Consider the following 21,015-nt stretch of genomic DNA (forward strand, 5'->3'; position numbering starts at 1 on the left):
GGCCAGGACGTCACGGTGCAGGGCCCCAGGGGCACCCTGTCGCACACCGTCGCCGACCCGATCCGCATCGAGCGGGCCGAGGACGGCACGCTCACGGTGACCCGCCCGGACGACAACCGCGTGAGCCGGTCGCTGCACGGGCTCAGCCGCACGCTGGTGGCCAACATGGTCACCGGGGTCACCCAGGGCTACAGCAAGTCGCTGGAGATCGTCGGCGTCGGCTACCGCGTCACCGCGAAGGGTGACGCGCTGGAGTTCGCGCTGGGGTTCAGCCACTCGGTACTGATCGAGCCCCCGCAGGGGATCAGCTTCTCGGTCGAGGCGCCCACCAAGTTCTCGGTGAGCGGCATCGACAAGCAGCAGGTCGGCGAGGTCGCGGCGAACATCCGCAAGCTGCGCAAGCCCGAGCCGTACAAGGGCAAGGGCATCCGTTACGCCGGCGAGGCTGTTCGCCGCAAGGTCGGAAAGGCTGGTAAGTAAGCCATGGCTGTCGGTGTGAAGCTCAGTGGCACCAAGACCAGCGCCAAGACCATCGGTCGCAAGCGCCGCCACATCCGGGTGCGCAAGAAGGTCGCCGGCACCGCTGCGCGGCCCCGCCTTCTGGTCACCCGGTCCACCCGGCACGTGTTCGTGCAGGTGATCGACGACCTCGAGGGCCGCACGCTGGTCTCGGCGTCCACCATGGAGACCGATCTGCGCGAGTTCGCGGGCGACAAGACCGCCAAAGCGCGCAAGGTCGGGGAGCTGGTGGCCGAGCGGGCCAAGGCCGCGGGGATCGAGTCGGTCGTCTTCGACCGGGGTGGCAACCGCTACCACGGCCGGGTGGCTGCGCTCGCCGAAGGTGCCCGCGAGGGCGGGTTGGAGTTCTGATGGACGCCGTGTTGACGAGGACGAACGGGAAGGACCTGTAATGGCTGCACCCCGCCGTGGTGGCGGAGCCGGTGGCAACGAGCGACGCGACCGTCGTGACGGTGGCCGCGGAGGCGTCGAGAAGACCGCCTTCATCGAGCGCGTCGTTGCGATCAACCGGGTCGCCAAGGTCGTCAAGGGCGGCCGACGCTTCAGCTTCACCGCGCTCGTGGTCGTCGGCGACGGCGACGGCACCGTCGGAGTCGGCTACGGCAAGGCCAAGGAGGTCCCGGCCGCCATCGCCAAGGGCGTCGAGGAGGCCAAGAAGTCCTTCTTCAAGGTGCCCCGGATCCAGGGCACCATCCCGCACCCCGTGCAGGGGGAGAAGGCGGCCGGCGTCGTCATGCTCCGCCCGGCCGCCCCCGGCACCGGTGTCATCGCCGGTGGTCCGGTGCGCGCCGTGCTCGAGTGCGCCGGCATCCACGACGTGCTGTCCAAGTCGCTCGGGTCGGACAACGCGATCAACGTGGTGCACGCCACCGTTGACGCGCTGCGTCGCCTCGAGCGTCCCGAGGCGGTGGCCGCTCGCCGCGGCCTGCCGATCGAGGACGTCGCGCCGGCAGCGCTGCTGCGGGCACGGGCCGCAGGGGAGTCCTGATGGGCCGCCTCAAGGTCACCCAGACGGGCTCGCCGATCGGCGGGACCCACAGCCAGCGTCAGACGCTGCGCTCGCTCGGCCTCAAGCGCCTCCACGACGTCGTCGTCAAGGAGGACCGGCCGGAGATCCGCGGCATGGTCAGGACGGTCCAGCACCTGGTCGCCGTCGAGGAGGTCGAGTAAGGAATGACGCTCAAGGTCCACCACCTGCGCCCGGCCCCGGGCGCCAAGACCGCCAAGACGCGGGTCGGCCGCGGCGAGGGCTCCAAGGGCAAGACCGCCGGGCGCGGCACCAAGGGCACGAAGGCGCGCTACCAGGTCCCCGACCGGTTTGAGGGCGGCCAGATGCCGCTGCACATGCGGCTGCCCAAGCTGCGCGGCTTCACCAACCCGAACCGGGTCGAGTTCCAGGTCGTCAACCTGGCCAAGCTGTCCGCCCTGTACCCCGACGGCGGCACGGTGACCGTCGACGACCTGGTGGCCAAGGGCGCCGTGCGCAAGAACAGCCCGGTCAAGATCCTCGGCAACGGGGACATCGAGGCGGCGGTCCAGGTGACGGTGCACGCCTTCTCCTCGACGGCCAAGGACAAGATCGCGGCCGCTGGAGGCAGCAGCACCGAGCTCTGACCGGCTGTTATCGTCTGGATCGACGTCCGAAGGGAACCGCGCGGTCATCCGCGCGGACTCCCGTTCTCGACCCTCGAAGCACCTCCCGGGTGCATCGTGCAGGAGGCCTGAGTGCTCACCGCTTTCGCCCAGGCGTTCAGGACGCCTGACCTGCGGCGCAAGCTGCTGTTCGTGCTCGCGATCCTGGCGCTGTTCCGACTCGGCTCCGTGATCCCGACCCCCGGGGTCTCCTACGTCGCGATCCAGAGCTGCCTGAACCAGGTCAGCGACTCGTCGCTGTACGGGCTGATCAACCTGTTCAGCGGTGGGGCGCTGCTGCAGCTGTCGGTCTTCGCGCTGGGGATCATGCCGTACATCACGGCGAGCATCATCATCCAGCTGCTCACCGTGGTGATCCCACGCTTCGAGGCCCTCAAGAAGGAGGGCCAGGCCGGCACCGCCAGGCTCACGCAGTACACCCGGTACCTGACCATCGGCCTGGCCATCCTGCAGTCCACCGCGCTCATCGCGATCGCCCAGACTCCCGGGCGGCTGTTCCAGGGCTGCACGGCCGCCATCGTGCCGAACAAGTCCCTGTGGGTGCTGCTCACGATGGTCGTCACCATGACCGCCGGGACCGGCGTCATCATGTGGCTCGGCGAGCTGATCACCGACCGGGGTATCGGCAACGGCATGTCGCTGCTGATCTTCACCTCGATCATCGCGCGGTTCCCGACCCAGATCTGGGCGATCTTCAAGTCCAAGGGCCCGTGGATCTTCGCGGTCGTGATCGTGGTCGGCCTGGCGCTGGTGGCGCTCGTGGTGTTCATGGAGCAGGCCCAGCGGCGGATCCCGGTGCAGTACGCCAAGCGCCAGGTCGGACGCCGGATGTACGGAGGGTCGTCCACCTACATCCCGCTCAAGGTCAACATGGCCGGGGTCATCCCGGTCATCTTCGCGTCGTCGCTGCTGTACATCCCGACCTTGCTGGTGCAGATGTTCGGCGGCACCAGCGGCTGGAGCGTGTGGGTCCAGAAGTACTTCATCAAGGGCGACCACCCCTTGTACATCCTGGCGTACTTCATGCTGATCATCTTCTTCACGTACTTCTACGTGGCGATCACGTTCGACCCCACCGAGGTCGCGGACAACATGAAGCAGTACGGCGGCTTCATCCCCGGGATCCGGGCCGGCCGGCCCACGGCCGACTACCTCGACTACGTGCTGACCCGGCTGACCCTGCCCGGCTCGATGTACCTCGGGTTCATCGCCGTGCTGCCGCTGATCGCCTTCGCCAGCGTGGGCGCCAGCCAGTCGTTCCCGTTCGGCGGCACCAGCATCCTGATCATGGTCGGGGTGGGCCTGGACACGGTAAAGCAGATCGAGAGCCAGCTGCAGCAGCGCAACTACGAGGGGTTCCTGCGCTGATGAGGCTCGTGCTGCTGGGCCCCCCAGGCGCGGGCAAGGGCACCCAGGCCAAGGCGCTGTCCGCCCGGCTGGGTGTCCCCGCCATATCCACCGGCGACATCTTCCGGCTCAACGTCGGGCAGGGCACGCCGCTGGGGCGCAGCGCCCAGCAGTACATGGACGCCGGTGAGTACGTGCCCGACGAGGTCACCAACGCGATGGTCCGCGACCGACTGGCCCAGCCGGACTGCGTGGACGGTTTCCTGCTGGACGGCTACCCCCGCACCACCGCCCAGGTCGTCGAGCTGACCCGGCTGCTCGCCGAGACCCACCACTCGCTGGACGCCGTCCTGGAGATCACCGTGGACCCCGAGGAGGTCGTCCGGCGGCTCACCGGCCGGGCCACGATCGAGGGCCGTTCGGACGACGGCGTGGACGTCGCCCGGCACCGGCTGGACGTCTACCGCGAGCAGACCGCCCCGCTGGCCGCGGTCTACGAGCACCTGGGTCTGCTGCGCCGGGTGAACGGCACCGGAGAGGTCGCCGAGGTCACCGGACGGCTGCTGGCCGCGCTCGGGAAGGGCTGACCGGCGCGTGTTCTTGGACCGGGGTCGGATCGAGACCAAGACCGCGGAGCAGCTGGAGCTGATGCGAGCCGCGGGCCTGGTGGTCGCCGGTGCGCTGGCTGCCGTGCGGGACGCCCTGCAGCCGGGCGTGACCACCCGCGACCTGGACGCCGTCGCCGCCGAGCACATCCGGGCGGCCGGGGCCACCTCGAACTTCCTCGGGTACTACGGGTACCCGGCGACCATCTGCGTGTCGGTCAACCACGAGATCGTGCACGGGATCCCTGGGGACGCCGTGATCAAGGAAGGCGACATCGTCTCCGTGGACTGCGGGGCGGTCGTCGAGGGCTGGCACGGGGACGCGGCCGTGACACTCGCGGTCGGTGCGGTCCCGCAGGAGCTCACCGACCTCATGCGGGTCACCGAGGAGTCGCTGTGGCGGGGCATCGCCGCGATGCGCCCCGGCGGCCGGCTGTCGGACATCGGGCACGCGGTGGAGCAGCACGTGCGCACGGCCGGCCCGTACGGGATCGTCGAGGAGTACGTGGGCCACGGCATCGGCACCGCCATGCACCAGGACCCGCAGGTGCCCAACTACGGCAAGCCGGGGCGCGGGCCACGGCTAACTCCGGGCGTGGTGCTGGCCATCGAGCCGATGGTCAACCTGGGCACCCACCAGACCGAGCTGCTCGAGGACGGCTGGACGGTCGTCACCGCGGACGGCCAGCCGTCCGCGCACTTCGAGCACACGGTGGCGCTCACCGAGCAGGGGCCCTGGGTGCTGACCGCGGTGGACGGCGGGGCGACCCGCCTGGCCGCGCTCCGCGTGCGCACCCCGGTGTCCCCATGATCGCCCGGTTTCCCAGGACCCCTGTGGGTGGCGTAGCATAGGCAGTCGGCTCACCGCCGATTCTGATTGCTGCACGTCGCGGCTGGGGTTCGTCCCCGCGTGCACAGGGTCCTGGTGGTGACGTCGACGGACCTGCCTCACCGCGGGACCAGCCCAGGAACCATCCCACGAACGACAGATAGCGGAGGACATGGCGAAGAAGGACGGTGTCATCGAGCTCGAAGGCACAGTGGTCGAGTCGCTGCCCAACGCCATGTTCCGGGTCGAGCTCGAGAACGGGCACAAGGTTCTCGCGCACATCAGCGGGAAGATGCGCCAGCACTACATCCGGATCCTGCCTCAGGACCGGGTGGTGGTGGAGCTCTCCCCGTACGACCTCAACCGCGGTCGCATCGTGTACCGCTACAAGTGAACGGTCGCACCCCAGCAGGGCGTCGATCGGCGTCCGTCGACCAGCACGTCCCGGAGTCGTCATGAAGGTCAAGCCCAGCGTCAAGCCGATGTGTGAGAAGTGCAAGGTGATCCGCCGTCACGGCCGGGTCATGGTGATCTGCGAGAACCTGCGGCACAAGCAGCGGCAGGGCTGAGCAGACCCCGAGCTCACCAGTTCCACCGCACCACCACCAAGGCGTCGTCCACGTCCCGCTTGGGACGCCACCCCCGGCACGGAGGCCGGGGCCCCTCCGACGGGCGGAGGGGGCCGGACCGGCGCACGACCTCCAACGAAAGCGAAGGAAGCCCGCATGGCACGTCTAGTCGGCGTCGACCTCCCCCGCGAGAAGCGGCTTGAGGTGGCGCTCACCTACATCTACGGGATCGGCCGGACCCGCGCGCAGCAGACCCTAGCCGCGACCGGCGTCAGCCCGGACCTGCGCGTGCGCGACCTGGGGGACGACGACCTGGTCAAGCTGCGCGACTACATCGAGGGCAACTACCAGGTCGAGGGTGACCTGCGCCGCGAGGTGCAGGCCGACATCCGCCGCAAGGTGGAGATCGGCTGCTACCAGGGCCTGCGGCACCGTCGGGGGCTGCCGGTCCACGGCCAGCGCACCCACACGAACGCGCGCACCCGCAAGGGGCCGCGCCGCGCCATCGCCGGCAAGAAGAAGCCGGGCAAGAAGTAGCAGTCCGCACGGTCCAGTACCGATGCCGGACCGACGACCTCCCAGGAGCTAACCGAAGATGCCCCCAAAGAGCCGCACCGCGGCAGGCGCCAAGAAGGTGCGCCGCAAAGAGAAGAAGAACGTGGCCCACGGCCACGCTCACATCAAGAGCACGTTCAACAACACGATCGTCTCCATCACCGACCCGATGGGGAACGTGATCGCGTGGGCGTCCGCCGGCCAGGTCGGCTTCAAGGGCTCCCGCAAGTCCACACCGTTCGCCGCGCAGATGACCGCTGAGGCTGCGGCCCGGCGTGCCATGGAGCACGGCATGCGCAAGGTCGAGGTGTTCGTGAAGGGTCCCGGCTCCGGCCGGGAGACCGCGATCCGCTCGCTGCAGGCCACCGGCCTGGAGGTCGGCTCGATCCAGGACGTCACCCCCATGCCGCACAACGGCTGCCGCCCGCCCAAGCGTCGCCGCGTCTGACGGCGGACAGGAGACATCGAACACTCATGGCCCGTTACACCGGTGCGGACTGCAAGCGCTGCCGCCGCGAGAAGACCAAGCTGTTCCTGAAGGGCGCCAAGTGCGAGTCGCCCAAGTGTCCGATCGAGATCCGGCCCTACCCCCCGGGTGAGCACGGCCGCGGTCGGACCAAGGACAGCGAGTACCTGCTGCAGATGCGCGAGAAGCAGAAGTGCGCGCGCATCTACGGCGTCCTGGAGAAGCAGTTCCGTGGCTACTACGAGGAGGCGCAGCGTCAGTCCGGCAAGACCGGCGAGAACCTGCTGCGCATCCTGGAGAGCCGGCTGGACAACGTCGTGTACCGCGCTGGCTTCGCCAAGTCCCGTGACATGGCCCGCCAGGTCGTGCGGCACGGCCACATCACGGTCAACGGTCGCAAGGTCGACATCCCGTCGTACCGGGTGACCGAGAGCGACATCGTCGAGGTCCGGCAGGCCTCCCTCGAGCTGACCCCATTCGTGGTCGCCCGGGCCGAGGCCGGCGAGAAGACCGTCCCGGCCTGGCTCGAGGTCATCCCCACCCGGATGCGGATCCTCGTGCACGCCCTCCCGGCCCGGCAGGTCATCGACACGCCGGTCCAGGAGCAGCTCATCGTCGAGCTCTACTCCAAGTAGGCCCGTCGTCTCGCCCCCGGCCGGTGGCCGGGGGCGAGACACCGAACAGGCAGCATCCGTCGGCGTCAAATTGCGGGCGCCCGACCCAGGAGGAACTCCCTTGCTCATCGCGCAGCGACCCACCCTGACCGAGGAAGTGGTCGACGACACCCGTTCGCGGTTCATCGTCGAGCCCCTCGAGCCCGGTTTCGGCTACACCCTCGGCAACTCGCTTCGGCGCACCCTGCTGTCGTCGATCCCCGGTGCGGCCGTCACCTCGATCCGCATCGACGGCGTCCTGCACGAGTTCACCACCGTGCCGGGCGTGGCCGAGGACGTCACCGACCTGATCCTGAACATCAAGGGCCTGGTGGTCAGCTCCGAGCACGACGAGCCGGTCGTCATGTACCTGCGCAAGCAGGGCCCCGGCGAGGTCACCGCAGCCGACATAGCCCCGCCCGCCGGTGTCGAGGTGCACAACCCCGAGCTGCACCTGGCGACCATCAACGCCAAGGGCAAGCTGGAGATCGAGCTCACCGTCGAGCGTGGCCGTGGCTACGTCTCCGCGGCGCAGAACAAGCAGCTCGGCCAGGAGATCGGCCGGATCCCGGTCGACTCGATCTACTCGCCGGTGCTGCGGGTGACCTACAAGGTCGAGGCCACCCGTGTCGAGCAGCGCACCGACTTCGACCGGCTGGTTGTCGACGTGGAGACCAAGCCGTCGATGCGGGCACGGGACGCCGTGGCCAGTGCCGGCAAGACCCTCGTCGAGCTGTTCGGGCTGTTCCGCGAGCTCAATGTCGAGGCCGAGGGCATCGACATGGGCCCGTCGCCGACCGACGCGGCCCTCGCGGCCGACCTCGCGCTCCCGATCGAGGAGCTCGAGCTGACCGTCCGGTCGTACAACTGCCTCAAGCGCGAGGGCATCCACTCGGTGGGCGAGCTGGTCTCGCGCAGCGAGGCGGACCTGCTCGACATCCGTAACTTCGGGGCCAAGTCCATCGACGAGGTCAAGGCGAAGCTGGTCACCATGGGCCTGGCCCTAAAGGACAGCCCGCCCGGGTTCGACCCCGGCCTCGTGGTGGACAACTACGGCGAGGACGACGACTACCAGGGGTTTGCTGAGGACGAGCAGCTCTGAGCAGCTGATCGACCCAGCGGTCCCCCCGGAACCCAGCGAACCAGGAGAACGACACCATGCCTACGCCCCCCAAGGGCCCGCGGCTCGGCGGCGGCCCCGCGCACGAGCGGCTGATTCTGGCGAACCTTGCCACCTCGCTGTTCGAGCACGGCTCGATCACCACGACCGAGACCAAGGCGCGCCGGCTGCGGCCGATGGCCGAGCGGCTGATCACCAAGGCCAAGCGCGGTGACCTGCACGCCCGCCGCCAGGTGCTCAGAGTCATCCGGGACAAGGGCGTCGTGCACGTCCTGTTCGAGGAGATCGGCCCGCGCTACGCCGGGCGTCCCGGCGGCTACACCCGGATCACCAAGATCGGCCCGCGCAAGGGCGACAACGCCCCCATGGCGATCATCGAGCTGGTCGAGGCGATGACGCTGGCGCAGACCGCCGTCGGCGAGGCGGAGGCCGCGACCAAGCGCTCGGTCAAGGAGTCCAAGGCGAAGAAGGCGGCGGCCCCCGCGGCGGCCGAGCCGGTCGAGGAGACCGTCGAGGAACCGGCCGCTGAGACGGCCGAGGAGTCGGTCACGGCCGAGCAGCCCGCTGAGCAGTCGGACGAGTCGGACGAGGCCGTGGAGCCGGACGAGAAGGACGAGTCCTGAGCACAGCCACCCAGCCGGACCACGAGCCCGTCCTCCCCCCGGAGGGCGGGCTCGTGCGCGTCCGGCTCGACCTCGGGTACGACGGCACCGCCTTCGCGGGCTGGGCCCGCCAGCCGGGTCAGCGGACCGTCCAGGGGGTGCTCGAGGCGGCGCTGGGCCGGGTGCTGCGCCTGCCGCAGCCGCCGAGGGTCACCTGCGCGGGGCGCACGGACGCGGGGGTGCACGCGCGCGGCCAGGTCGCCCATGCCGACGTCCCGGCCGGGGCCTGGCGGGACGCCGAGGCGCACGTGGTGCGATCGCTGCGCGGCTTGCTGCCACCCGACGTGCGGGTGCTGGGCTGCCGGCCCGCGCCGGCCGGGTTCGACGCCCGCTTCTCGGGGCTGTGGCGCCGGTACGCCTACCGGGTGAGCGACGCGCCGGGCGGGGTGGACCCGCTGCAGCGGCACGAGGTGCTGCACCACCGGCGCCCACTGGACGTCGACGCGATGGACGAGGCGGCCCAAGCGCTCGTGGGGCTGCACGACTTCGCCGCGTTCTGCCGGGCCCGTCCGGACGGCACCACGATCCGGGACCTGCAGCGGCTGTCCTGGGAGCGGACCGCGGACGGCCTCGTGGTCGGGACCGTGGTGGCCGATGCGTTCTGCCACAGCATGGTCCGGGCGGTCGTGGGCTGCCTGCTGGCGGTGGGGGACGGCCGGCAGCCCCTGGACTGGCCCGCGCGGCTGCTGGCGGCCGAGCGGCGCGACCCGGCGGTAGCCGTGGCCGCTGCGAAGGGGCTCACCCTGGAGGAGGTCGGCTACCCGCCGGACGCCGGGCTGGCGGCCCGCGCGGCGCAGACCCGGGGGATCCGCTGCCGGTAGCCGGGAAACGACTGGCGCCGGGCGGGTCGTCCGGGTGAGACTCGACCCCCGTGGGTCACGTGGACGTCAGCCGGGTCGGTTTCGTGCTGCCCGAGGGCCGGGTGCTGCTCGACGAGGTGACGTTCCGGGTCGGAGACGGCGCCAAGGTCGCCCTAGTCGGCGCCAACGGGGCCGGCAAGACCACGCTGCTGCGCATCGTCGCCGGCGACACCGACCCGCATGAGGGCGCGGTCGTGCGCTCCGGCGGCCTCGGCGTCATGCGCCAGTTCGTCGGCAGCGTGCGGGACGAGTCGACGGTGCGCGACTTGCTGGTGTCGGTCGCCCCGCCCCGGGTGCGGACCGCGGCGTACGAGCTGGAGAGCGCCGAGCTGGCCATCATGGAGCGCGACGACGAGCCCACCCAGCTGCGCTACGCGCAGGCGCTGGCGGACTGGGCCGACGCCGGCGGCTACGAGGCCGAGGTGGTCTGGGACGTCTGCTGCACCGAGGCGCTCGGCCTCCCGTGGGCGCGGGCCCAGTTCCGGGAGGTGCGCACCCTCTCGGGTGGCGAGCAGAAGCGGCTGGTCCTCGAGGCGCTGCTGCGCGGCCCGGACGAGGTGCTGCTGCTCGACGAGCCTGACAACTACCTCGACGTCCCGGCCAAGCGCTGGCTGGAGCAGGCGCTGCGGGACTCGGCCAAGACCGTGCTGTTCGTCAGCCACGACCGGGAGCTGCTGGCCCAGGTCGCCGACCGGGTGGTGACCGTGGAGCTCGGCGCCGGCGGCAACACGGTATGGGTGCACGGTGGCGGCTTCACGACCTACCACGAGGCCCGGACCGAGCGGTTCTCCCGGCTGGACGAGCTGCGCCGCCGCTGGGACGAGGAGCACGCCAAGATCAAGGCGCTGGTCCTCATGTACAAGCAGAAGGCCGCCTACAACGATGGCCTGGCCTCGCGTTACCAGGCTGCGCAGACCCGGCTGGCCAAGTTCGAGGAGGCCGGGCCACCGGAGGCGCAGCCCCGGGAGCAGAGCGTGCAGATGCGGCTGCGCGGCGGCCGGACCGGCAAGCGGGCCGTCGTCTGCACCGACCTCGAGCTCACCGCGCTGATGCGTCCGTTCGACCTCGAGGTGTGGTTTGGCGAGCGGGTCGCCGTCCTCGGCTCGAACGGGTCCGGCAAGTCGCACTTCCTGCGGCTGCTCGCGGTCGGGGGGAGCGACCCGGACGTCGAGCACCGGCCGGTCGGGGAGACCGTGCTGGAGCCGGTCCGGCACACCGGGCAGGCCCGGCTCGGGGCCCGGGTGCGGCCCGGCTGGTTCGCCCAGACCCATCAGCACCCGGAGCTGGTCGGCCGGACCCTGCTCGAGGTGCTGCACCGCGGTGATGCGCACCGGACCGGGATGCCCAGGGAGGAGGCCGCCAGGGCGCTCGACCGCTACGAGCTCGCGCACGCCGCCGAGCAGCCCTTCGACCAGCTCTCCGGCGGCCAGCAGGCCCGCTTCCAGATCCTGCTGCTCGAGCTCGGCGGGGCCACCCTGCTGCTGCTGGACGAGCCCACGGACAACCTGGACCTGGCCAGCGCCGAGGCGCTGGAGGAGGGTCTGGAGCGGTTCGAGGGCACCGTGCTCGCGGTGACCCACGACCGGTGGTTCGCCCGTGGCTTCGACCGGTTCCTGGTGTTCGGCGCGGACGGCGGGGTCTACGAGTCCGACGTCCCGGTGTGGGACGAGGCGAGGGTGGAGCGGCAGCGCTAGGCCCTCGCTTTGACCCCTTGCCCACGCCACGGGTACCGTGGTCGCTTGTTGTGGGTGCCGGCGTAGAGCCGCGCCCGCTCGCGCACGCTGCCCCCGCGGCGTCCGTGCAGACCCGAAGCGATCGAAAGAGCCTACGCCCGTGCGCACGTACTCCCCCAAGCCCGGCGACGTCGAGCGCCAGTGGTACGTCATCGACGCCACCGACGTCGTCCTCGGCCGCCTGGCCACCCAGGTGGCCACCCTGCTGCGGGGCAAGCACAAGCCGGTCTTCGCGCCGCATGTTGACACCGGTGACTTCGTCATCGTCGTGAACGCCGGCAAGGTGGCGCTCACCGGCTCCAAGCGCGAGCAGAAGATGGCGTACCGCCACTCCGGCTTCCCGGGCGGGCTCTCGTCGACCCCCTACGTTCAGCTGCTTGAGGAGAACCCGCGGCGCGCCGTGGAGAAGGCGGTCCGCGGGATGCTCCCGCACAACCGCCTGGGTCGGCAGCTGATCACCAAGCTCAAGGTGTACGCCGGCCCTGAGCACCCGCACCAGGCGCAACAGCCGGTGCCGTTCGAGATCAGCCAGGTCGCGCAGTAGGCCACGGCGACCCCCAGACGACGAGAGGAACCGTGGCCGTGACCGAGGCTGCTGTAGAGACCACCGAGACCACCGAGACCACCGAGACCACCGACATCGACGACGCTGAGACGTTCGCTGGCGAGTCCTTCACCTCCGAGACCAAGGAGTCGAGCACCCCGCGCGAGATCGTTGTCGCGCCGGCCTCGGCCACCGGGCGCCGCAAGGAGGCCATCGCGCGAGTCCGGGTCATCCCCGGGACCGGCCGGTGGACCGTCAACGGGCGCACCCTGGAGAACTACTTCCCGAACAAGGTGCACCAGCAGCTCGTCAACGAGCCGTTCCGGGTGCTCGAGGCCGACGGACGCTTCGACGTCATCGCCCGGATCAGCGGCGGTGGGTCGTCCGGCCAAGCGGGTGCGCTGCGGCTTGGCGTGGCCCGGGCGCTGAACGAGATCGACGTCGAGGGCAACCGGCCGACGCTGAAGAGGGCCGGCTTCCTCACCCGTGACGCCCGCGTCACCGAGCGCAAGAAGTACGGCCTGAAGAAGGCTCGCAAGGCTCCGCAGTACAGCAAGCGCTGATCGGGGGCCAGATGGGCCGACTCTTCGGCACCGACGGCGTCCGTGGGCTGGCCAACCGCGACCTCACGGCGGAGCTCGCGCTGGACCTGTCGGTGGCCGCCGCGCACGTCCTCGGCGACGCCGGCGAGTTCGCCGGGCACCGTCCGGTCGCGGTGGTGGGCCGGGACCCCCGGCTGTCCGGGGAGTTCCTCTCGGCTGCGGTGACCGCCGGGCTGGCCAGCGCCGGCGTCGACGTGCTGGACGCCGGCGTGCTGCCGACGCCTGCGATCGCCCACCTCACCGACGCGCTCGGCGCCGACCTCGGCGTGATGCTGTCGGCGTCGCACAACCCGATGCCGGACAACGGGATCAAGTTCTTTGCCCGCGGCGGGGTCAAGCTGGACGACGTGGTCGAGGACGCCGTCGAGGCCCGGATGGGCGAGCCCTGGCAGCGGCCGACCGCGGGCTCGGTGGGCCGGATCCGTCCGCTGAGTGACGCGGCCGAGCGCTACCTGGCCCACTTGCTGGGCACCTTGCCGCACGACCTGTCCGGGCTGCGCGTCGTCGTCGACGCTGCGAACGGCGCGGCCGCGCTCGTCGCGCCCGAGGCGCTGCGCCGCGCCGGAGCCGACGTCATCGCGATCCACTGCGAGCCGGACGGGCTGAACATCAACGACGGCTGCGGCTCCACCCACCTCGGCCCGCTCGCAGCCGCCGTGCTCGAGCACGGCGCCGACGTCGGGATCGCCCATGACGGCGACGCCGACCGGTGCCTGGCGGTCGACGACCGCGGCGAGGTGGTGGACGGCGACCAGATCCTGGCCGTCCTGGCGCTGGCGATGCGCGACCGGGGGGCCCTGGCGAACGACGCCGTCGTGGCCACCGTGATGTCCAACCTGGGGTTCCGCCAGGCGATGGTCCGGGAGGGCATCGAGTTCGTCGAGACCGCGGTGGGCGACCGCTACGTGCTGGAGGCCATGCGGGCCGGCGGACACAACCTCGGCGGCGAGCAGTCGGGGCACGTCGTCCTGCTCGACCACGCCACCACCGGCGACGGCGTCCTCACTGCGCTGCAGCTGCTGGCGAGGGTCGCGGCCACCGGCCGGTCGCTGCGCGACCTAGCCGCGGTCATGGACCGGCTGCCGCAGGTCCTCGTGAACGTCCGCGGGGTGGACCGCTCGCGGTTCGACGGCTCGGCGGAGCTGGCCGACGCGGTCGCCGGGGCGCAGGCGGAGCTGGGCAGCACCGGCCGGGTGCTGCTGCGCCCGAGCGGGACCGAGCCGCTGATACGGGTGATGGTCGAGGCGGTCACCGCCGAGCAGGCGCAGGCGGTCGCCGACCGGCTGGCCGACGACGTCCGGACCGCGCTGGCCTGACCGCGCCGGCGCGGGTGCGTGGGACGCGCCGTCGTCCCGGCTACCCTGAACGCTATGTGTGGCATCGTAGGCTACGTCGGGGACAAGCAGGCGGTGGACGTCGTGATGGAGGGGCTGCGGCGGCTGGAGTACCGCGGCTACGACTCTGCGGGCGTCGCCGTGCTCGCCGGTGGCGAGCTGGAGACCCGGCGCCGGGCCGGCAAGCTGGCCAACCTGGAGAAGGAGCTGTCCGAGCGGCCGCTCGCGGCGTCCACCGTGGGCATGGGCCACACCCGGTGGGCGACCCACGGGGCGCCGACCGACCGCAACGCCCACCCGCACCTGGACGCCCTCGGCAGGGTCGCGGTGATCCACAACGGGATCATCGAGAACTTCGCAGCGCTGCGGGGCGAGCTCGAGGGCGCCGGGGTCGAGTTCGGCTCGGACACCGACACCGAGGTGGTCGCCCACCTGCTCGCCGGCGAGTTCCCCCGCTGCGGCGACCTGGCGGAGGCCATGCGCCGGGTGTGCCGCCGGCTCGAGGGCGCGTTCACGCTGGTCGCCGTCCACGCCGACCAGCCGGACGTCGTCGTCGGCGCGCGGCGCACCTCGCCGCTCGTCGTGGGGCTCGGCGACGGGGAGAACTTCCTGGGCAGCGACGTGGCCGCGTTCATCGCCCACACCAGGGACGCCGTCGAGCTGGGACAGGACCAGGTCGTCGAGCTGCGCCGCGATGGCGTCATCGTCACGACGTTCGACGGCGAGCCGGCACAGGTGCGGCCGTACCATGTCGACTGGGACGCCGCGGCCGCCGAGAAGGGCGGCTACGAGCACTTCATGCTCAAGGAGATCGCCGAGCAGCCGCGGGCCATCGCCGACACCTTGATGGGCCGGATCGGCGCCGACGGGCGGCTGCGCCTGGACGAGATGCGGCTGTCCGACGAGGAGCTCCGCGAGGTCGACAAGATCATCATCATTGCCTGTGGCACCGCCTTCCACGCGGGGCTGATCGCGAAGTACGCCATCGAGCACTGGACCCGCATCCCCTGCGAGGTCGAGGTGGCGAGCGAGTTCCGCTACCGCGACCCCATCGTCGGTCGCTCCACTCTGGTGGTCGCCATCTCGCAGTCCGGCGAGACCATGGACACCCTCATGGCCGTGCGGCACGCCCGCGACCAGCGGGCCAGGGTGCTGGCCATCTGCAACGTCAACGGCTCGACGATCCCCCGCGAGTCGGACGCCGTGCTCTACACCCACGCCGGCCCCGAGGTGGCGGTGGCCTCGACCAAGGCGTTCCTCACCCAGCTGGCCGCCGTCCAGCTGGTCGCGCTCTACCTGGCCCAGGTGCGCGGCACCAAGTGGGGCGACGAGGTGGCCGACCACGTCGCCCAGCTGGCCCGGATGCCCGAGCACGTGGACCGGGTGCTGGAGACCGTCGAGCCGGTGCGGGAGCTGGCCCGCCGGTTCGTCGACGCCAAGGCCGTGCTGTTCCTCGGCCGGCACGTGGGCTACCCGGTGGCCCTCGAGGGCGCGCTCAAGCTCAAGGAGCTCGCCTACATGCACGCGGAGGGCTTCCCCGCGGGCGAGCTCAAGCACGGCCCGATCGCGTTGATCGAGGAGGGCCTGCCGGTCGTCGTGGTGGTCCCGTCGCCGCGCGGACGCAGCGTGCTGCACGACAAGATCGTCAGCAACATCCAGGAGGTACGGGCCCGCGGCGCGTTCACCATCGTGATCGCCGAGGAGGGCGACACCGCGGTCGAGCCGTACGCCGACGCGCTGATCCGGATCCCGGCGGTGCCCACCCTGCTGCAGCCGATCGTGGCCACGGTGCCGCTGCAGGTGTTCGCCTGCGAGCTGGCCACCGCCAAGGGCTATGACGTGGACCAGCCGCGCAACCTGGCCAAGTCGGTCACCGTCGAGTGAGCCCGCGGTCGAGCAGGTGATCGTGTCGGTCGGCATCGACGTCGTCGACGTCGCGCGGTTCGGGCGGATCCTGGACCGGAGTCCCGGGCTGGTGGAGCGGCTGTTCACCGCCGACGAGCGGGACCTGCCGGTGGCGTCGCTCGCGGCCCGCTTCGCGGCGAAGGAAGCGGTGGCCAAGGCGCTGGGCGCGCCCACCGGGCTGGCCTGGCACGACTGCGAGGTGCTGCGCGACGGGACCGGCCGGCCCTCGCTGCTGCTGCGCGGCACGGTGGCCGCCGCGGCCCGGGAGCAGGGCATCGACCGCTGGCACCTGTCGCTGTCGCACGACGCAGGGATCGCGTCGGCCATGGTGGTCGCCGAGACCGGGCCGGACGCCGGGCCGGACCTCGGAGCGCAGCCGTGAGGGCGGCGCACGCGGTCGCGGTGGTGCGGGAGGCGGAGGGCGCGCTGATGGCGACCGTGCCGCCGGGGACGCTCATGCAGCGCGCCGCGACCGGTCTGACCCGGACCTGCGCGCAGCTGCTCGGGTCGGTGTACGGCGCCCGCGTGCTGCTGCTCGTGGGCAGCGGGGACAATGGGGGGGACGCCCTGTACGCCGGCGCCCGGCTGGCCGGGCGCGGGGCCCGGGTGGACGCCGTCCTGCTCGGCGAGCGGGTGCACCAGGGCGGCCTCGACGCGCTGCTGCGGGCCGGCGGCCGGGCGGTCCCGGCCGGGGACGAGGCGACGGCGCTGAGCCTGGTGGCGCGGGCCGACCTGGTCGTCGACGGCATCGTCGGCATCGGCGGGTCCGGCGCCCTGCGGCCGGCGGCGGCGGCCCTGGCCGCTGCTGCTGCGGGGGCCTGGCGGGTGGCCGTCGACCTGCCCAGCGGGGTGGACGCCGACACGGGGCGCCTGGCCGGGGCGGCCTTCGCGGCCGACGTCACGGTGACCTTCGGGACCCTCAAGCCGGGGCTGCTCGTGCATCCGGGTTCGGCGCACGCCGGGATCATCGAGCTGGTGGACATCGGCCTGGGCCCGTGGCTGCCCGAGGTGGCCACGCTGCTGGTGCCCGACGCCGAGGACGTCGCCGCCGGGTGGCCGGTACCCGGGGCGGACGACGACAAGTACACGCAGGGCGTCGTCGGGGTGGCGGCCGGCTCGCCGCAGTACACCGGTGCGGCAGTGCTCTCGGTGGGCGGCGCGGTGCGCTCGGGAGCCGGGCTGGTGCGCTACACCGGTGGCGCCGCCGACCAGGTCCGGGCGCACTGGCCCGAGGCGGTCGTGAACGAGGGCCGGGTCCAGGCCTGGGTGGTCGGCCCGGGGATGGGCACCGACACCACTGCGGCGGAGCGGCTGCGCGCCGTGCTGGCCTCCGACGTCCCGGTCGTGGTCGACGCCGACGCGCTCACCCTGCTCGCCGAGCACCAGGACTGGGTGCGCGACCGGCCGGCGCTGACCGTGCTCACCCCGCACGACCGCGAGTTCGAGCGGTTCGGCCTACCACTGGGCGACGACCGGGCCGGTGCCGCGCGGGCGCTCGCAGCCGGGCTCGGTGCCGTCGTCCTGCTCAAGGGCTCGACCACGCTGGTGGCCCGGCCGGACGGCGTCGTCCACGTCAACCCGACCGGCACCGGGGCACTGGCCACCGGGGGCACCGGCGACGTGCTCGCCGGGGTCATCGGCCGGCTGCTCGCGGGCGGGCTGGGCGCCCTCGCCCCGGTGGTGGCGGCCTTCGTGCACGGCCTGGCCGGGCGGCTCGCGGCCGAGGCCGGGCGCCCGGTGTCCGCGGGCGACGTCCTGGCCCGGCTGCCGGACGCCGTCGCCGCGGCCGCCGGGCCGGCGCGTGACAGGATCGGACGGTGAGCACCCCCCGGGCGACCGCACGGGTCGACGCGGCGGCGATCCGGCACAACGTGGCCGAGCTGCGCAGTCGGGTGGCCTCCGGGCAGCTGCTCGCGGTGGTCAAGGCGGACGGCTACGGGCATGGCCTGCTGACGGCGGCCACGGCCGCGGTGGCCGGCGGGGCGCAGTGGCTGGGGACGGCGCTGCTGCAGGAGGCCCTGGAGCTGCGGGCCGCCGGGCTCACCCAGCCGCGGGTGGTCGCCTGGCTGCTCGACCCCGACGACGACTGGGACGCCGCGCTGCGCGGCGACATCGACCTGTCCGCCAACGACGCGGCCACCGTGGCGGCGGTCGCGGGTGCGGCCGCACGGACCGGCCGACCGGCCCGGCTGCACCTGAAGATCGACACCGGGCTGGGCCGGGCCGGCAGCCCGGCCGACCGCTGGGCCGAACTCGTCGACGCGGCCCTGCGGGCCCAGGCCGAGGGCGTACTCGAGGTGGTCGGGCTGTGGTCGCACCTGGCGTACGCGGACGCCCCGCACCACCCGACCACCGACCATCAGATCGAGGCGTTCCGGGCCGCCGTGGACACGGCCGAGCGGGCCGGGGCCCGGCCCGAGGTCCGGCACCTGGCCAACTCGGCGGCCACGCTGACCCGCCCGGACGCCCACTTCGACCTGGTTCGGCCGGGGCTGGCGGTCTACGGGCTGTCGCCGATCCCCGACCAGGCCGACTCGTCGACGCTCGGGCTGCGCCCCGCCCTGACCCTGACCGCCCGGCTCGGGCTGGTCAAGCGGGTGCCGGCCGGCCAGGGGGTCTCCTACCTGCACCGCTACACCACCAAGCGCCCCACCACGCTCGGCCTGGTGCCGTTGGGGTACGCCGACGGCGTCCCGCGCAACGCGACCAACGTCGGCCCGGTGCTGGCCGCGGGCGCCCGCCGGACCATCGCGGGCACCGTGTGCATGGACCAGTTCGTGCTCGACCTCGGTGACGACCCGGCGCAGGCCGGCGACGAGGTGGTGCTGTTCGGGCCCGGTGACGACGGGGAGCCGACCGCCGAGGACTGGGCCCGGGCCACCGGCACGATCTCCTACGAGATCGTCACCCGGCTCGGCCCGCGGCTGTCCCGGGTGGTCGTCGGCGCCGACGGGATCGCTGGCTGACCGTGGAGCGTCCCGGACTGCTCGGCCTGGGCCTCGGGCTGGCCGCAGCCGGAGCCGCCGTGGGCGCGGTGCTCGAGCGGGGCGTCGTCCGGCCCCGGCTGCGTGGTTCGCGGGCGGACGAGCCGGGGCCGCCGTTCGGCGGCGTGCACGGTCCGGCGCGTGTGGTCACGGCGGACGACGGTGTCGAGCTGTACGTCGAGGTCGACGAGCCGTCGCCGCTGGCCCCGCAGCACGACGTCACCGTCGTCTACAGCCACGGCTTCTCGCTGAACCTGGACAGCTGGCACTACCAGCGGCTGTCCATGCAGGGCGTGGTCCGCTCGGTCTACTGGGACCAGCGCGGGCACGGCCGGTCCGGCCGGGGCACCCCCGAGGCGAACACCATCGACCAGCTGGGGGCCGACCTGCGGGCGGTCATCGAGGCCACCGCCCCGACCGGGCGGCTGGTTCTCGTAGGCCACTCGATGGGCGGCATGACCGTCATGGCGCTGGCCGACCGGCACCCGGAGCTGTTCGGGCAGCGTGTGGTCGGGGTCGGCCTGTTGTCCACGTCGGCGGGCCGGATGACCGAGGTGACCTTCGGGATCCCCGCGGCCGCTGCGCGGGGGCTGTACCGGGCGGTGCCCGGCGTGCTCGGTCAGCTCGGCCGGCGTCCCGACCTGGTCGAGCTCGGCCGGCGCACCGGCAGCGACCTGGACTTCCTGCTGACCCGCCGGCTCTCCTTCGCGTCCCCGGTGTCGGCCGCGAAGGTGGACTTCGTCCGGCAGATGATCGCCGCGACGCCGGTCGACACGCTGGCCGAGCTGTTCCCGGTGCTCAACGCGCACAACAAGTTCGCCGCGCTGGAGGTGCTCAACGGCGTCGAGACCCTGGTCATGGTCGGTGCGGACGACCTGCTGACGCCGGCCGGCCACAGCCGGGAGATCGCCCGGCTGGTTCCCGGGGCGGAGCTGGTGGTGCTGCCCGAGTGCGGGCACCTGATCCAGCTGGAGTACCCGGACCGGGTGGACGCCGAGCTGAACGGGCTGTTGCACCGGGTGACCCGGAGCCACGCATGACGGCGGACCTCGACCAGCTGGCCGCGCAGGTGCGGCGGTGCATCGCGTGCCCCGAGCTGGCCGCCGCGCGCACCCACGCCGTCCCCGGGGTGCTGCCGCCCGGCGCCGAGCTGCTGCTCGTCGGCGAGGCCCCTGGCGCCCAGGAGGACCTGGTCGGCGTGCCGTTCGTGGGCCGGGCCGGGCAGCTGCTCGACGAGCTGCTGGCCGCGGCCGGGCTGGACCGCTTGACGGTGGCGGTCGCCAACGTGCTCAAGTGCCGGCCGCCCGGCAACCGCAAGCCGACCAGGGCCGAGGTCGGGCGCTGCCGGCCCTGGCTGGACCGGCAGCTCGCGCTCGCCGCGCCCCGGGTGGTCGTCACGCTCGGGGGCACGGCGGCCGAGTGGGCGTTCGCCCCCGGGGTGCGGATCACCGACGTGCGCGGACGGGTGCACGACCGTGGCGACCACCAGCTGGTCGCCACCTACCACCCGTCGGCGGCCCTGCGGTTCGGGGCGAAGGGGGCGCCGCGGGCGGCGCTGGCCGCGGACCTCGTGCTGGCCGCTGGGACGCTGGGCGGAGCGTCGTGATCACCGTCTCGGACGCCGACGCGATGCGCGACCTCGGCCGTCGGCTGGCCCCGCTGCTGCGAGCCGGGGACCTGGTCGTGCTCTCCGGCGGGCTCGGCGCCGGCAAGACCACCCTGGTCCAGGGCCTCGGGATCGGGCTCGACATCCGTGGGCCGGTCACCTCGCCGACGTTCGTCATCGCCCGGGTGCACCCGCCGCTGCACGGCGGTCCGCCGCTCGTGCACGTCGACGCCTACCGGATCGGCGACGTCGCCGAGGTCGACGACTTGGACCTCGACGCCACGCTGGCTGACTCGGTGACCGTGGTGGAGTGGGGCGAGGGCAAGGTCGAGGGCCTCACCGAGGACCGGCTGGAGCTGCGGATCGACCGCGAGTCGGACGCCGACGAGACCCGCACCGTGACCGTCACGGGCGTCGGCGCCCGCTGGGACGGCGTCCGGTTGGACCCGGCCTGACCGGCTCGGGCTAG

Annotated in this window: 27 protein-coding genes; all 27 read left to right on the top strand. The window is 72.5% G+C overall.

The features are described 5' to 3' along the window. Window positions 1-480, top strand: a 480-nt coding sequence (rplF, locus tag VIM19_14330; protein HEY5186043.1) for a 50S ribosomal protein L6, incomplete at its 5' end; no start/stop codon positions are given. 3 nt (window positions 481-483) lie between these two features. Continuing rightward, a complete protein-coding gene (gene rplR / locus VIM19_14335) occupies window positions 484-870 on the top strand; it encodes a 50S ribosomal protein L18 (protein HEY5186044.1) in 387 nt (128 codons plus the stop codon). A gap of 40 nt (window positions 871-910) precedes the next feature. Further along, window positions 911-1,507 (top strand): 30S ribosomal protein S5, encoded by a 597-nt coding sequence (rpsE, locus tag VIM19_14340; protein ID HEY5186045.1) that lies wholly within the window; start codon window positions 911-913, stop codon window positions 1,505-1,507. Continuing rightward, window positions 1,507-1,689 (top strand): 50S ribosomal protein L30, encoded by a 183-nt coding sequence (gene rpmD, locus VIM19_14345; GenBank protein ID HEY5186046.1) that lies wholly within the window; start codon window positions 1,507-1,509, stop codon window positions 1,687-1,689. Before rpsE ends, rpmD begins: the two co-directional genes overlap by 1 nt. A 3-nt stretch (window positions 1,690-1,692) precedes the next feature. Further along, window positions 1,693-2,133: a 50S ribosomal protein L15 gene (gene rplO / locus VIM19_14350; GenBank protein ID HEY5186047.1), complete on the top strand. Its 441-nt coding sequence runs from the start codon at window positions 1,693-1,695 to the stop codon at window positions 2,131-2,133. Window positions 2,134-2,244: 111 nt separating this feature from the next. Further along, entirely contained in the window at window positions 2,245-3,540 is a 1,296-nt protein-coding gene (gene secY, locus VIM19_14355; protein ID HEY5186048.1) for a preprotein translocase subunit SecY, read from the top strand. Then, a complete protein-coding gene (locus tag VIM19_14360; protein HEY5186049.1) occupies window positions 3,540-4,106 on the top strand; it encodes an adenylate kinase in 567 nt (188 codons plus the stop codon). Before secY ends, VIM19_14360 begins: the two co-directional genes overlap by 1 nt. A gap of 7 nt (window positions 4,107-4,113) precedes the next feature. Next, window positions 4,114-4,935 carry a type I methionyl aminopeptidase gene (gene map / locus VIM19_14365; GenBank protein ID HEY5186050.1) on the top strand — a complete coding sequence of 274 codons (822 nt, stop codon included), beginning with the start codon at window positions 4,114-4,116 and terminating at the stop codon, window positions 4,933-4,935. Window positions 4,936-5,125: 190 nt separating this feature from the next. Beyond that, entirely contained in the window at window positions 5,126-5,347 is a 222-nt protein-coding gene (infA, locus tag VIM19_14370) for a translation initiation factor IF-1 (protein ID HEY5186051.1), read from the top strand. A 61-nt stretch (window positions 5,348-5,408) separates the two neighbouring features. Continuing rightward, window positions 5,409-5,522, top strand: a complete 114-nt coding sequence (gene rpmJ, locus VIM19_14375) for a 50S ribosomal protein L36 (GenBank protein ID HEY5186052.1) — start codon at window positions 5,409-5,411, stop codon at window positions 5,520-5,522. Between the two features lie 156 nt (window positions 5,523-5,678). Then, on the top strand, window positions 5,679-6,059 hold the full coding sequence (gene rpsM / locus VIM19_14380; protein ID HEY5186053.1) for a 30S ribosomal protein S13: 381 nt from the start codon (window positions 5,679-5,681) through the stop codon (window positions 6,057-6,059). 58 nt (window positions 6,060-6,117) lie between these two features. Further along, window positions 6,118-6,525, top strand: a complete 408-nt coding sequence (rpsK, locus tag VIM19_14385; GenBank protein ID HEY5186054.1) for a 30S ribosomal protein S11 — start codon at window positions 6,118-6,120, stop codon at window positions 6,523-6,525. A 26-nt stretch (window positions 6,526-6,551) separates the two neighbouring features. Further along, window positions 6,552-7,178 (top strand): 30S ribosomal protein S4, encoded by a 627-nt coding sequence (gene rpsD, locus VIM19_14390; GenBank protein HEY5186055.1) that lies wholly within the window; start codon window positions 6,552-6,554, stop codon window positions 7,176-7,178. A 100-nt stretch (window positions 7,179-7,278) separates the two neighbouring features. Beyond that, on the top strand, window positions 7,279-8,298 hold the full coding sequence (locus VIM19_14395; GenBank protein HEY5186056.1) for a DNA-directed RNA polymerase subunit alpha: 1,020 nt from the start codon (window positions 7,279-7,281) through the stop codon (window positions 8,296-8,298). 56 nt (window positions 8,299-8,354) lie between these two features. After that, on the top strand, window positions 8,355-8,939 hold the full coding sequence (gene rplQ / locus VIM19_14400) for a 50S ribosomal protein L17 (GenBank protein HEY5186057.1): 585 nt from the start codon (window positions 8,355-8,357) through the stop codon (window positions 8,937-8,939). Window positions 8,940-8,992: 53 nt separating this feature from the next. Then, window positions 8,993-9,799: a tRNA pseudouridine(38-40) synthase TruA gene (truA, locus tag VIM19_14405; protein HEY5186058.1), complete on the top strand. Its 807-nt coding sequence runs from the start codon at window positions 8,993-8,995 to the stop codon at window positions 9,797-9,799. Window positions 9,800-9,849: 50 nt separating this feature from the next. After that, on the top strand, window positions 9,850-11,532 hold the full coding sequence (locus VIM19_14410; GenBank protein HEY5186059.1) for an ATP-binding cassette domain-containing protein: 1,683 nt from the start codon (window positions 9,850-9,852) through the stop codon (window positions 11,530-11,532). A 139-nt stretch (window positions 11,533-11,671) separates the two neighbouring features. After that, window positions 11,672-12,115 (top strand): 50S ribosomal protein L13, encoded by a 444-nt coding sequence (rplM, locus tag VIM19_14415; protein ID HEY5186060.1) that lies wholly within the window; start codon window positions 11,672-11,674, stop codon window positions 12,113-12,115. A gap of 95 nt (window positions 12,116-12,210) precedes the next feature. Further along, the gene (gene rpsI, locus VIM19_14420) at window positions 12,211-12,678 is read left to right on the top strand and encodes a 30S ribosomal protein S9 (protein ID HEY5186061.1); all 468 of its coding nucleotides are present in this window, start codon (window positions 12,211-12,213) and stop codon (window positions 12,676-12,678) included. A gap of 11 nt (window positions 12,679-12,689) precedes the next feature. After that, complete coding sequence (gene glmM / locus VIM19_14425; protein ID HEY5186062.1) at window positions 12,690-14,033, top strand: phosphoglucosamine mutase; 1,344 nt, start codon at window positions 12,690-12,692, stop codon at window positions 14,031-14,033. A 54-nt stretch (window positions 14,034-14,087) separates the two neighbouring features. Continuing rightward, window positions 14,088-15,935, top strand: a complete 1,848-nt coding sequence (gene glmS, locus VIM19_14430) for a glutamine--fructose-6-phosphate transaminase (isomerizing) (GenBank protein HEY5186063.1) — start codon at window positions 14,088-14,090, stop codon at window positions 15,933-15,935. Window positions 15,936-15,951: 16 nt separating this feature from the next. Next, on the top strand, window positions 15,952-16,338 hold the full coding sequence (locus tag VIM19_14435) for a holo-ACP synthase (protein HEY5186064.1): 387 nt from the start codon (window positions 15,952-15,954) through the stop codon (window positions 16,336-16,338). Further along, window positions 16,335-17,777: an NAD(P)H-hydrate dehydratase gene (locus VIM19_14440; protein ID HEY5186065.1), complete on the top strand. Its 1,443-nt coding sequence runs from the start codon at window positions 16,335-16,337 to the stop codon at window positions 17,775-17,777. The genes VIM19_14435 and VIM19_14440 overlap by 4 nt, the downstream gene beginning before the upstream one ends. Continuing rightward, on the top strand, window positions 17,774-18,922 hold the full coding sequence (alr, locus tag VIM19_14445) for an alanine racemase (protein ID HEY5186066.1): 1,149 nt from the start codon (window positions 17,774-17,776) through the stop codon (window positions 18,920-18,922). Before VIM19_14440 ends, alr begins: the two co-directional genes overlap by 4 nt. A 2-nt stretch (window positions 18,923-18,924) precedes the next feature. Then, window positions 18,925-19,980 carry an alpha/beta hydrolase gene (locus VIM19_14450; protein ID HEY5186067.1) on the top strand — a complete coding sequence of 352 codons (1,056 nt, stop codon included), beginning with the start codon at window positions 18,925-18,927 and terminating at the stop codon, window positions 19,978-19,980. Further along, entirely contained in the window at window positions 19,977-20,546 is a 570-nt protein-coding gene (locus VIM19_14455) for a uracil-DNA glycosylase (GenBank protein ID HEY5186068.1), read from the top strand. Before VIM19_14450 ends, VIM19_14455 begins: the two co-directional genes overlap by 4 nt. After that, entirely contained in the window at window positions 20,543-21,001 is a 459-nt protein-coding gene (gene tsaE, locus VIM19_14460; protein ID HEY5186069.1) for a tRNA (adenosine(37)-N6)-threonylcarbamoyltransferase complex ATPase subunit type 1 TsaE, read from the top strand. Before VIM19_14455 ends, tsaE begins: the two co-directional genes overlap by 4 nt. The last annotated feature ends 14 nt before the right edge of the window (window positions 21,002-21,015 follow it).

It is taken from the genome of Actinomycetes bacterium, from assembly GCA_036510875.1.
In the GTDB taxonomy this organism is placed as follows: Bacteria; Actinomycetota; Actinomycetes; order Prado026; family Prado026; genus DATCDE01.